At 69.6% G+C, this 12,345-nt stretch carries 11 protein-coding genes; 7 read left to right on the forward strand and 4 right to left on the reverse strand.

The genetic code is table 11. The features are described 5' to 3' along the window. The 4 genes from ABTX78_RS32570 to eccE form a co-directional block, all read right to left on the reverse strand. On the reverse strand, positions 1-1,559 hold a 1,559-nt coding region (locus tag ABTX78_RS32570; protein ID WP_352210382.1), incomplete at its 3' end, for an SCO5717 family growth-regulating ATPase. Positions 1,560-2,081: 522 nt separating this feature from the next. Beyond that, entirely contained in the window at positions 2,082-2,315 is a 234-nt protein-coding gene (locus tag ABTX78_RS32575; protein WP_313943759.1) for a DUF397 domain-containing protein, read from the reverse strand. A 232-nt stretch (positions 2,316-2,547) separates the two neighbouring features. Continuing rightward, positions 2,548-3,255, reverse strand: a complete 708-nt coding sequence (locus ABTX78_RS32580; protein ID WP_352210383.1) for a hypothetical protein — start codon at positions 3,253-3,255, stop codon at positions 2,548-2,550. Further along, positions 3,255-4,589, reverse strand: coding sequence for a type VII secretion protein EccE (eccE, locus tag ABTX78_RS32585; protein WP_352210384.1), 1,335 nt, complete (start codon positions 4,587-4,589; stop codon positions 3,255-3,257). The genes ABTX78_RS32580 and eccE overlap by 1 nt, the downstream gene beginning before the upstream one ends. Positions 4,590-4,769: 180 nt before the next feature. Here eccE and eccB point away from each other — a divergent pair, with 180 nt between their 5' ends. The 7 genes from eccB to ABTX78_RS32620 all read left to right on the forward strand — a co-directional run bounded on the left by eccB (position 4,770) and on the right by ABTX78_RS32620 (position 12,193). Then, on the forward strand, positions 4,770-6,293 hold the full coding sequence (eccB, locus tag ABTX78_RS32590; protein WP_352210385.1) for a type VII secretion protein EccB: 1,524 nt from the start codon (positions 4,770-4,772) through the stop codon (positions 6,291-6,293). 11 nt (positions 6,294-6,304) lie between these two features. Then, positions 6,305-7,528 (forward strand): type VII secretion-associated serine protease mycosin, encoded by a 1,224-nt coding sequence (gene mycP, locus ABTX78_RS32595; protein WP_352210386.1) that lies wholly within the window; start codon positions 6,305-6,307, stop codon positions 7,526-7,528. Positions 7,529-7,807: 279 nt separating this feature from the next. Beyond that, complete coding sequence (locus tag ABTX78_RS32600; RefSeq protein ID WP_352210387.1) at positions 7,808-8,260, forward strand: DUF2563 family protein; 453 nt, start codon at positions 7,808-7,810, stop codon at positions 8,258-8,260. 6 nt (positions 8,261-8,266) lie between these two features. Further along, the gene (locus ABTX78_RS32605) at positions 8,267-10,075 is read left to right on the forward strand and encodes a hypothetical protein (protein ID WP_352210388.1); all 1,809 of its coding nucleotides are present in this window, start codon (positions 8,267-8,269) and stop codon (positions 10,073-10,075) included. A gap of 26 nt (positions 10,076-10,101) precedes the next feature. Beyond that, complete coding sequence (locus ABTX78_RS32610) at positions 10,102-11,352, forward strand: S8 family serine peptidase (RefSeq protein ID WP_352210389.1); 1,251 nt, start codon at positions 10,102-10,104, stop codon at positions 11,350-11,352. A gap of 117 nt (positions 11,353-11,469) precedes the next feature. Next, positions 11,470-11,823: a WXG100 family type VII secretion target gene (locus tag ABTX78_RS32615; protein ID WP_352210390.1), complete on the forward strand. Its 354-nt coding sequence runs from the start codon at positions 11,470-11,472 to the stop codon at positions 11,821-11,823. A gap of 67 nt (positions 11,824-11,890) precedes the next feature. Then, positions 11,891-12,193 (forward strand): WXG100 family type VII secretion target, encoded by a 303-nt coding sequence (locus ABTX78_RS32620; protein ID WP_352210391.1) that lies wholly within the window; start codon positions 11,891-11,893, stop codon positions 12,191-12,193. Positions 12,194-12,345 lie beyond the last annotated feature (152 nt).

Here is a 12,345-nt window from a genome sequence, read left to right on the forward strand (position 1 = left end):
GTGTTGGGCCCGGGGGCCGTGGGCGGCATGGGTGCGGGCTGTGGCTGTGCCTGTTGGGGGAACCCGTAGCCGCCGGCCTGGGGGGCCTGGGGAGGTTGACCCGGGCCGGGCTGGCCGGGCTGCGGGAAGCCGTAACCGGCCTGGGGCTGTGGGGTGTTGGGCCCGGGGGCCGTGGGCGGCATGGGTGCGGGCTGTGGCTGTGCCTGTTGGGGGAACCCGTAGCCGCCGGCCTGGGGGGCCTGGGGAGGCTGACCCGGGCCGGGCTGGCCGGGCTGCGGGAAGCCGTAACCGGCTTGCGGCTGTGGGGCGTTGGGCCCGGGGGCCGTGGGCGGCATGGGTGCGGGCTGCGGCTGTGCCTGCTGAGGGAACCCGTACCCGCTCGGCGCCGGGGCCTGAGGCGGCACGGACGGGTCCGGGGCCTGCGGGGTCGCGGGCCACTGCGGGGCGGGCGCCGGCGCGGCAGGCTGGAAGGCGGGCGGCAGCGGAGGCAGCCCGGCGTCCTGTGCGGGCGGTGTGGGAGACCAGGACTGAGCGGGCGCGGGCGCCGGTGCCGGGGTCGCTGTCGACGCCGGGGGAGCGTCCTGCGGCTCGGCGGCCCTGACGGGCGCGGGGCCCTCCGGGACGGCACCCTCGGGGACGGCACCCTCGGGCACGGAATCGGACGGCTCGTCCGCCGTGCCCGCTTCCGCCGTCACATCGTCGGGCGTCGCCGTGTCCGCGCCGTCGGGCTCGGCATCGGCGCGAAGGGCGCTGTCACCGTCATGGCCGGTGTCGCTGGCCGCCTCGGGGCGGGCCTCGGTGTCCGCGTCCGGTTCGGCGTCGCCGGTCTGCTCGGAAGTGTCGGCAGAGCTCTCGGAGTCGGCAGGAGCACCGGCACCGGCAGCGGAACCGGAACCGGAACCGGAACCAGCGGACTCGGGCTCGTCGGCGGCGTCCGAGGCCGCGGACTCCTCCGCCTCCTTCGCCGCCGCGCGCTCCTCCATCTCGCGCCTCAGCGCGGCGGGGGAGAAGCGCATGGTGGCGCCGCTCTCCACATCACCGCCGCCGAAGGGCTGCGGCTCGGACTCGGGAGCCGACTCCGGACCGGGCGCGGGCGCCTGAGGCGCGCCCCCCTGGGCCTCGGGCGCCGCGGCACTCTCGGAAGACTGCGGAACCGGCGGCTGCCCCTGGACCGGATCGGGGCCCGGCACGGCCGCGGGCGGTGTCTGCGCAGGGGGAGGGGTCTGGGACGGGGGAGGCGTCTGCGGTGCGTGGGGTGTCTGCGGTGCGTGAGGCGTCTGGGCGGGTGGAGCCGGCTGCTGCCAGTTCGGCTCGAAACCGCCGCTCGCGGGCGCTCCGGGCATGGGCACCGGCGCGCCGCTCGGCTGCGGAGGCGGCGTACCGCCCTGCCCCTGCTGCCCCGCGTTCGCGCCCGAGGAGTCACTCGAAGCGTTCTGCGTGTACCAGGCCGGAGGGGTGTAGTCGATGGTGAACTCACCCGTCAGCTCGGCGGGCTCCGCGTCGGACTCGTCGGCGGGAATGTCCCATCCCCCGCGGATCTCGTCCCGATCGCTGTTCACTGTGCCTCCTGGTGTGGTCGAGCACCCTTGTGCCGTAGTGGGTGGGGGCGGCGACCGCTGACAACCGATCGGCCCGGCTCTCCCCCTGGGGACGCAGCGGGCATCCCCGCAGGTTCCTCTGCCGCTTTCCGTACCACCCTAATCGTCAACAAGGGCGCTCCGGCAGGCCCGCCCACCCCCAGGCTGCTGTCCCGTACGTCACCCGATGCCCCCAAGTGAATCGCGGGCGGCTGAGCGTGAGGAAACGCGTGGGGCAAACCGGCACAACTGCATACGGAATTCGGCGTCACCGGTCTTCCACGAGGCCGCGCCAACAATCCGGTCTCGACGACCGGCGACCACGATGCGCGCACGACGCACCGGCACACAGCACATCCACAGCAGGCCGACACAAACGGCACACTCCCGGGACGCGGCGCGCACGGCTCGACCATGAAGGGACGCCCGCCCGGCGCCCCCGGTGCTCAGCGTTCAGTGCGCAGCGTGCACAGCGTTCAGTGCTCAGCGTCCAGTGCTGAGCGTTCAGCGGAGGTCGAACTCCCCGTCCCGGGCGCCGAGCACGAACGCCCGCCACTCGGCCTCGGTGTAGCGCAGCACCGTGTCGGGCTCCAGAGACGACCGCATCGCCACGGCTCCGCCCGGCAGGTGCGCGATCTCGACCCGTTCCTCGTCCTCGCTCGTGCCGGGGGCGCTGAGCCACTCGACGTCAGAGATGTCGAGGGCGTACAGCTCGTCCTTCTCCTGAGCGCTCCCCATCAGTCAAGCTCCCTTTCGGTACGGCGAGAAAAACCTGCCCGCGTGCCGGGAGGCTTCCCGGAGCCAGATGCAAGTCCACGTCACGCGGGCAGTTTATGTCCGTCCCGCGTCCGGATTCCGGGCAACGGAGATGCTTCCCACGAATGGGAACGCTGCCCGCGTCCAGCGGGCTTCGCCCGCACGGCTACGGCTACGGCTACGGCTACGGCTACGGTGGTGAACGGACCGGCGGTCAGTCCATCCGGCGGGCGACGCCCAGCAGTCCCGTCTCGGCGTCGGTGCCACTCGTCATGACCCAGTGGCGCTCGCGCCCGGCGACCCAGAGCGTCACCCCGTCCGCCAGCGTCGGCAGGGCGTCGATCTCGACGCGCGTCAGACCGAGGATCCGCCCGATCTGCTCGGCCTCCTGCGGAGAGACCCGCTGGACGCCCACGAGCGTCGAGTCCCGCAGCAGGCGCGGTGCGACAGGGCTGAGATACGGCAGCAGGGTCAGGACCGACTGCCAGGGCGACGACACCACGCGTCCGCGCGGCGGCCGCATACCGCAGTCCCGTACCACCACGACCGGGCTGCCGACCGTCGCGCCCATCGGCGGAACGCGGCCCACATCGTGCAGGGCGATGCACTCGAGGCCCGCGCCGGCGGCCTGGGCGAGCGTCGTCCACGCCTGCGCGCGCCCGGTCTCCACCGCGACCCGCGCACCGGTGCCCGCCGCACGCAGCGCCAGCACCTGCGCGGTCCACAGCCCGCCGATCAACAGCACGTCGTAGGGGGTCGACCGGTGGAAACCCACCATCAGGGGCCGGCCCTCGGCGTCGTCGCCTATCACGACACCGTCGTCCCCGACGGGCAGGGACAGCGCGCCGAGATGGTCGGCGGCCATGGTGTGCCCCGCATGGCGCGGACCGATCAGTCCGCGCATCGCTGCCATCCCGGCCATCACAGAACACCACCCAGCGGAAGAGTCGCGTGGACACCGGGCAGCTGCTCGCGGTCCAGCCGTACGAGACCGACCTTCGCCGCGCGGGCGGCCTGCTCCAACGTCCGTCGTACACCGATCAGTTCGGAGTCCGAGCCGCCGGTGATCCGCACATGGCCGGCCAGGGCCAACCCGCCCTGGTGCGGACCGCGCCGCAGGGTGAGGCTGAAGGTCGTCGCGTACGCGGGCGCCGCCGTGAGGGTGGACACCAGCTTGGGGAGAGGCGCGGCGCCGCGCCCCAACTCGGGCCAGCGGCCCACCGCGTAGCTCGTGTGCCAGCGGTCGTCGCAGCGCCAGACCCGCGCTGTTTCCGCGGTCCGCTGCTGCGGTGCGACATCGGGCCTGCTCGCGCGGGCCGCGAGACGCGGGCTCGCGCAAGCGGCCGTCGCCATCGCGGAGTTCAGCTCCTCCTGGTCCAGGACGACGGCCTGGAACCCGGCGCCCGTGACCCGGCTCGCCACATGGTCGGCGACCCGGACGAGACAGCGCTGGGCGCCCTCGATCCCGCCGCCGCGTGCCTCGACGGCCTCCCGGCACAGTTCGGGGTCGAGCTTCACCGCCACCCAGGTCATCCGCAGGGCGGGCGCCCCGGTTCGCTCCTGGAGCGGCGCGTACGAGAGTCGGGCGACCGACTGCTGGGGCAGATGCGGAGCAGGTGCCGAACGCACCTGCTGCACCAACTGCACCGATTCCAGCACGATGTCGTCCACGGCGAGAGCCCCGCCGAGAAGCGAGAGCGAGAGCGAGCGGGCACCGAACGCCGGCCGCAGCGCGGAACCGCTCGCCTCGACGCGTACGACCGCGGTCAGGAACGTGCCGTCACCGAGCATTCCGATGGTGCGGCGGTCGCGGTCGACGAAGGTGAACGGGCGCAGACCGGGAGCGCCTTCGACGACAGGCGCCAGAGACGGGTCGGTGTCCGCCGCGGCGGGACCTGCCGCCCGCCTGCGCACCCGCAGCCCGAGGGCAGTCGCCACCCAGTCCTGGACGGCGTGGCCACGCCGTCGTACGAAGGCCAGCAGCACGAGGACGCCGCCGATGACCGCCGCGGGGATCAGCCACAGGTCACCGAGGGCCATCCCGATCAGCGCCAGGGCGATCGCGATCTCCACCAGGGCGAGCTGCCGCAGCTGGAAGGGCCCGACGCGTCTGGTGCGGGACATGGGGCGCAGGGTGGTCGTCGCGGGTGCGGCCGACGAAGGGGTGCTCACCTGCGCATTGCTGCGTTGCCCGCGGGAACCGCCGGGCGCCTGTCCGGAAGTCCGCCCATTGCGCGCGCGCGTCGCCGTACCCATCGCCGCGTTGCCCCCTCGTGTCCGTAATTACCAAATTCTCATGGGCGTTGACCGGGCGATCACCCTACCTGAGCAGTAAGTCATGAACCCCAGCAGGCATAGTAGGGGGGCGGAACGACGGCGGGCCCGCTCGGAGAGTGCACAGCCCGGCCGCCCAGCGGGGAGAGGGACAGCGGACAGATGGCATCACGTCGGGACGAACTCAACGCCTACACCTTCGCGAAGCGGAGATTGATCGCGCAGTTCCTCCAGCCCAACGCGACCGGCTCGGAGGAGGGCGCGCCCCGCCCCCTGCGTGCGGTGGTGCCGGGAGCGATCGTCGGTGTCGTGATCCTCGCCGGGTTCGGTGCGTGGGGGATGTTCAAGCCCGTCGCGCCCAAGGGCTGGGACGTCGCCGAAGAGAACGTCATCATCGCGAGCAAGTCGACCACCCGCTACGTCGTCCTGGAGACGAAGGGCAAGAGGCAACTCCACCCGGTGCTGAACATGTCCTCGGCCAAGCTCCTCCTCAAGCCCGGCAAGGGCAAGGTCATCAACGTCGACGAATCCGTGCTCGACAGTGGCAAGATCCCGCACGGCGCCACGCTCGGCATCCCGTACGCCCCCGACCGGCTGCCCGATGCCAAGGAAGCCGGCGCGGCCAAGCGCTGGGCCGTGTGCGAGCGTCCGGGCGAGGGCGGCAGGGCGATCGAGAAGGCGGCCTTCGTCCTCGCCGAGCGCGAGGAGTCGAAAACCGAGGGGCCGAATCGCCTCACCGGCGGCGATCTGATGTACGTCGAAGGGCCCGGCGAGGCCCGGTACATCGTCGACGCCGGCGGCACGGCATACCCCGTCGCCGACGACGAATTGCTGCTGCGACAGCTCGTCGGCCAGGGCCGTGAGCCGCAGCGGGTCTCCGAGGCCTGGCTGAGCACCCTGCACAAGGGCGACCCCGTCTCCTTCCCCAGGATTCCCGACACCCCCGGTACCGACGCGGGAGTGTCCGGAGAACTGGACCCCGAGGTCAACAAGGTCGGCATGGTGCTCACCGCGACCGACGGGACGAAGAACCAGCAGTACGTCGTCCTCCGCGGCCGGGTCGCCCCGGTCTCCGACTTCACCGCGAAGCTGCTGCTCAACAGCCGTGACCTGATCAAGCTCGGCCAGGCGGGCCGGGCGACCTCCGTCAGCGCCGCGAGCTTCCAGCCCGGAACCCCCTTCGGCGACGACAAGAAGTGGCCGGAGAACGCGCCCAAGCCGGTCAACTCGGCGAGCACCGACGAGGGAAGCCGCAACACGGTGTGCAACGTGCTGCGCAAGGTGGACGAGGACGGCACCACCACACTCAGCACCTGGGCCGGCACGAAGTTTCCGGCGGACCTGCCCACGGGCTCCACGAGTGCGTACGTCACCCCGGGATCGGGCCAGCTGTTCCGCCAGTTCAAGGGATCCTCGACCCGCTCCGGCTTCCTCTTCCTCGTGACCGACACGGGCCTGCGCTATGCCATGCAGTCCAACGGTGACAGCGCGACCGACGACTCCGGCATCGGGTCCTCGGGCTCCGAGAAGGACAAGAAGGAAGTGCTACAGGAAGCGCAGGACGCGCAGGAACGGCTCGGGTACAAGGAAGTCGACCCGCTGCCGATCCCGGCCGCCTGGTCCGGCTTCCTGCCGACAGGCCCCCGTCTGTCGACCGGCGCCGCGATCCAGCCCCAGGGCTCGTGAGGCCGCCGGAGATGACGTACACCCACCGATCCCTCAGGCTCGCGGCGGCGACGGTGCTGATCTTCATCGGCATGCCGGCCACGACGGCCACCGCCGACAGCACCCAGTGCAACTTCCCGGGCGACATCTACAAGGGCCGCCCCTGGGCGCTGCAACGCGTCCTGCTGGACGAACTGTGGAAGCAGTCCACCGGCAAGGGCGTGCAGGTCGCGGTCATCGACACCGGCGTCGACATCAAGAACCCGCAGCTGAAGCCCGCGGTGGACGCCAAGAGCGGGATCAATCTGCTCCCTCCCAAGAACAAGAAGGGCGAGAAGATCGACCGCGGTGCGAGCAACGGCACCACGGACACGGTGGGCCACGGCACCAAGGTCGCCGGCATCATCGCCGCCCGTCCCGCCAAGGGCACGGGCGTCGTGGGCCTCGCCCCCGCCGCCACGATCATCCCCGTCAAGCAGAACGACGCGGAGGGCAACGGCACCGCGGCGACGCTGGCCTCGGCGATCACCAAGTCGGTCGCCGCTGGCGCCGACGTGATCAACATCTCCCAGGACACGGCCGACGCCGTGGAGCCCGCACCGGCCCTGAAGCAGGCGGTGGACGCGGCGCTGGACGCGGACGTGGTGGTCGTCGCCTCGGCGGGCAACGACGGCCTCGGCGGCAACGTGAAGAAGACGTACCCCGCTTCCTACCCCGGCGTCCTGGCGGTGGCCTCCTCGGACCGCAACAACGAACGGGCGGCGTTCTCCCAGTCCGGCGACTTCGTCGGCATCGCGGCGCCGGGCGTGGACATGGTCACCACGGTCCCCGGCGGAGGCCACTGCGCCGACAACGGCACGAGCTTCTCGGCCCCTTATGTCGCCGCGGTCGCCGCGCTGATCAAGAGCAAGCACGACGACTGGACCCAGAAGCAGATCGTGGCCCAGATCCAACAGACGGCGGAACGCTCAACCCCGGGCCACGACCGCCTGGTCGGCTGGGGCGTCGTGGACCCGGTCCGCGCCCTGACGGAGGATGACAAGCCGGTCGAGCAACCGGTGGCCCACGAAGGAGTGACAAAGGGCGAGGTCCCGACCCCGGCGGAACTCCAAATTGGGGAATCGGCCGAGGAGCGCAACTCCCGGATGGCGACGTACGTCGTTGTGGGAGGGGGCGTCCTGGTGGCGTCGATCGCGGGCGGCGCAGTGGCGTTCCGCGACTCCAGGCGCCGCGCCCAGCGGCTCGGGGAAGGGTGAGTCCGGCGTTCTGTGTGGGGTTGGTGGGCCCGATGGGGCCAACTTTCACAGGACTGCCATGATGGGAACGATTGCAACCGCATAGCGGTCGTGAAGCGTCACAGCAGAGAAGTCGAGTGACGTATAAGGCACTTGGGGCTGTCAGACCCAGTGGCTAGAGTGGTAGGCCGACGATCGGAAGTGGCCTGTTCACTACGAACGCAACGTGGGACAGCTGAAGCAAACGGGGAGGAACGGGCATCGTGCTCGAGTCAGAGGGTGGCGTGAGCGGGGGCTCCGATGGCGAGTGATCTCGAGCGCGGTGTAGGTGCGCTGAAGAAGTTCCAGGGTCAGGTCGACAGCCTGCTCGCGGAGCTCGAAGGCGGAGACGGCGGCAAGGGCAAGATCGCTGCCCAGTCGGTCTCGCGCGGTTCCTTCAGCGGAACGAACATCGGTTTCAGCGAGGCCGACGGCTTCTTCGTGCAGTACAACCGTGTCCACGCGGCCCTCATCAGTCTCTCGAAGCAGCTCAGCGACCAGATCGAGCTGATGCGCATCGGCGTGCACGCCGCGAACGTCGGCTACGACAACGTCGACGAGGGCCTGCGGCAGCGCTTCCACACGATCCAGGCCCGACTGGAAGAGCAGCGCGAGGCGCAGGAGAAGGCGCTGGAGAGGGAGCGGGCGGGCCAGAGCGACAAGCCCGAGGCACCTCGACAGAACGCCACCGGTGGCACAAAGGACATGGGGTGATGACTGATGGGTGACGAGAAGAAGCCGGCGCAGGACCCCCAGGACCACGGGAAGCAGCCGGAGCTGACGGCGAAGGACTATCAGGAGAAGCAGGCCGAGGACGCGTCGGCGATCCAGACGCAGTTCGGAGCGACGGACGCGCTGGAGCGCTTGTCGTCCTTCATGGACAACATCGGCTTCGGTAACCCCGGTGCTGTTTTCGGCAAGACGGTCTTCGAAGAGACCCAGCTCAACGCCATGCTCGACCTGATCGACGCCGCCAACCCCGCGGACCTCGAACGTGCCGGAGAAAATCTCGAGAAGGCTCGCGTCGCCCTCAACAAGGCGGCCAAAGACCTCGACGACTTCGTCAAGAAGACCGACTGGAAGGGCGAGGGAGCGACCGAGTTCCAGCGCTTCGGCAGCGAACTCGCCGGATACGCCTGGAACCTGGGCGCCTTCGCCAACGTGGTCGGCACGCAGATGACGGTGGCCAGCACGGGCTTGGCTTCGGTGAAGAACTCCATGCCACGAGAGCGCGACACTCGGTTCGTCGCGAAGAAGCCTGAAGCGTTCGCGTTGACGCCGGCCAAGGAGAGCAATCCGGAGTACATCGAGGCTGTAAAGGTGGAGAAGAACCGCCAGGAAGCCATCAACCAGATGAACCGGTTGTCGTCGTTCTACGCGGTGTCGGAGCAGTCGCTGGCGCAGCAGCAGCCGCCGCAGATGCCGAAGATGCTGAATGCGGCGGTGCCACGGCCACAGATCACCCAGCGGACGGACGAGTCGTCCACGGCCGCGTCGGACCGAGAGCCCATGAGCGCGGTGAGCGAGAAGTCGACGCTTTCACGGCCTGAGCCAGTCGGCAGGGAAGGCGAGGCACGGACGGAGACGGTCGGGTTGGGAAAACCGACGCCGACTCCCGAGACGTCGTTGCAGATCGACAACGTCGTGACGCCACCGGCTCCGACCACGAACACCGGGCCTGCACAGCCCGTCACGGCCACTGGTACTCCCAGCACCACTGGCGGCGGGCCGGTTCCGCCGATGACCAGTGGGTTCGCGAACCCCGTCAAGGGCGGGACTGCCCGCGCAACAGGAACCTCCGGCGTGCCGAGGGTTGGTGGCGGCGGGACCTCCAGCGGTGTCGGGCGGGCTTCGGGAGGAACCGGCACTCCGCCGGCCGGTCGGGCGGGAGCCGCAGGCAACGCCGGGCCTGTCGGCCGGCCGGGAGCCGCGGGTACCGGAACTCCCACCGCGGGGCGTGCCGGTGGCGGCACTCCCATGGCGGGACGTGCCGGCGGGGCAGGCACCGCTGGGCAGAGCCCAGTTGCAGGCCGAGCGGGTACGGCTGGACAGCCGATGGCCGGGCGTGCCGGAGCCGGGGGCTCCGGTCCCAGGGCCGGAAGGGCCGACGGCATCGTGGGCGGGACACCTCAGCGCACTGCAGGTGGTTCAACCGGTTCGCGTATCCCTCGCGGCACGGTGGTCGGGGGCGAGGGACCGGCAGCAGGGCGTTCTTCCGCCGCGAGGCCCAGCCAGTCGGGTGTCGTGGGCGCAGGACCTACTCAGAGCGCTGGGCGGCCAGCGGGTCGGGGAACCCCCAGCTCCAACGGCGTTGTCGGCACTCCGCGTAGCGCCGGCGGGGGCCCGCGGCCGGGTGCGGGCGCATTTACCAGGGGTGGTGCGGGGCTGGCCGGCGGACGCCCCGGACAGCGACAGAGCCGGGACGAGGAGCAGGAGAGCTCCGGATCTACCCGTCCTGATTACCTGACAGAAGACGAAGAAACATGGGCGGCAAGGCGGCGCAATGCCGTTCCCCCGGTCATCGACTAGGCACAGCGGAAGGTTCGGAAGTCGGGATGACGGCAGGAATGAGCCAGGTCCGAAAGCGCAGCGTGTCGTATGCCATGCGACGCGGCCTTGTGTGCGCGGTTTCCGCGTTCGGGGTGTGGGCAGCGAGCACGATCGGTGCTGCTCCTGGAGCGATGGCAGCGGACATCAAGTCCAAGCAGTGGTACCTGGATTCCATGCGTGCGGAGGAGATCTGGAAGTCCTCCACCGGTGCGGGCATCAAGATCGCCGTCATTGACACCGGCGTGAACTCGTCCATTCCTTCGCTGAAGGGACAAGTCCTGAAGGGGCTTGACGCAACGGAGTCACAAGGGGAAGAGACCGACGACTACACCGGCCACGGGACGTCGATGGCCGAGCTGATCGCGGGAACAGGCAAGGGAGGCGGTCTGCGAGGCCTTGCGCCCGGCGTCAAGATCATCCCTATGCGCGTTGCCACCAAGGACTTCAAGGGCAAGAAGGCGGACGAGTGGGACGAGGTTGTTGCCATCAAGGCAGCCGCTGACAGCGATGCTCGCATCATCAGCATGTCGCTAGGCACCCCGTTCCTGACCTACCGGGAGCGGGAGGCCGTCAAGTACGCACAGAGCAAAGGCAAGCTGTTCTTTGCTCCGGTCGGGAACAGCGGCGACGAGGGCAACAAGCGCGAGTTTCCGGCCAGCTACGAGGAAGTCGTGGGCGTCGCCGCAATCGACCGCGAAGGTCAAGTCGCCAAGTACTCCCAGCACGGGGACTTCGTCGACATCGCCGCCCCGGGTAATGAGATCCCGTATTGGTGCGACGCGACCTTCACGAAGTACTGCGTCGGCAACGGTGGAACCAGCGCGGCAACCGCCCTCACATCCGCATCCGCGGCCCTCATCTGGTCTGCGCACCCCGACTGGACCGCCAACCAGGTGCTCCGCGTCATGTTCGAGTCCGCCGGCCGGGGCGACGACTGGAAGCCGGGCACCGTGAGCAACTACCTCGGTCACGGCATCGTTCGCCCCAACGCCGCCATCAACCGCGGCATCGGCAAGCCCGGCGATCCGAACCTCAACCCGCTGACCAACGAGAAGACCGGCGGCTCCGCCGCCCCCTCTGCACCAGCTTCGTCACAAGCCCCGAAGGAAAAGCAGGGCTCCGACGCCGTCGTGACAGGCTCCAGCAAGAGCGCTGATGACAATAGCAAGTTGGGGCTCATCATCGGTGGCGCCGCAGCCGCGGTCGTCGTCGCGGGAGTGGCTTACGTCGTCGTCCGCCGACAGCGTGCCGCTTGACCGAACGGTCGGGCCGTCGCACGCACGTTCAGACCTTCACCGCATGTTGTGCTGCACCCAGCAATCTGGTGAAGCACAACCCAGACAGTCACAACAGTTCAGAAGGGAAACGCAACCGTGTCACAGGGCCAGCGGCTTTCAGACCAGCAAGTCATCCAGCTCGAGAAGCACCTCTTCGAGAAGTTCCAGTCGATCAAGGGCCAGCTTCAGCAGATTCAGGGCACGATCGACAGCCTTGAGGGCCAGTGGAAGGGCATCGGCGCCGGCGCCTTCAACACGAAGCAGCAGGAGATCAACACCTCGATGGTGGGTCTCGGCAACATCCTGGCGAAGTTCCTCGACGGGCTGAGCAGCTCGAGGAAGATCAAGGACGGCACGGAAGACGACGTCCGCGCGGCCGTGCAGGCGATCAACGTCGACCTCGGTGTCGGCACCAGCGCCGTTCCGAAGTCCGGCATCAGCAGCCTCTGAACCGCTGCGCGCACTCGATCTCGGCACTCAGAAGTCGAGTGACCACAATACGTGAAATGAGGGAATCATGGGCATGAACTCGGGAGACGAGCTCGTCGTCAAGTACGACGGCCTCGACATGGCGGCGACCACGCTCGGCAACCAGGCCAAGAAGCTCGAAGAGGACCTGCGGGAGATCAAGACCGCCATGGCCACCGTGGCAGCCGGCTGGGAGGGCGAGGCGCACAACGCCTACGTCCAGGAGCAGATCAAGTGGGACAAGGAAGCCGCTGACATCCACCGCGCGCTCATGCAGATCGGCCAGGTCGTCGCGAGGGCGGGCGGCGACTACATGGGTGGAGACAAGAAGGCCGCCAGTTACTTCGCCTGAGGTACTTCCGTCCGAAGCCGGCGCATCGGGACCCCTGACCGGGGGTGGGCACGCGCAGGGGGTGCCCACCCGTTCGTCCGTTCCTGTGCGAGAGACCTCGGGAGCCGCAGGCGGCTCCCGAGGTCTCTGCTGTCTGCTCAGGTACGAAGGAC

Origin of the sequence: Streptomyces sp. NPDC096193 (assembly GCF_040302905.1) — a bacterium.
In the GTDB taxonomy this organism is placed as follows: domain Bacteria; phylum Actinomycetota; class Actinomycetes; order Streptomycetales; family Streptomycetaceae; genus Streptomyces.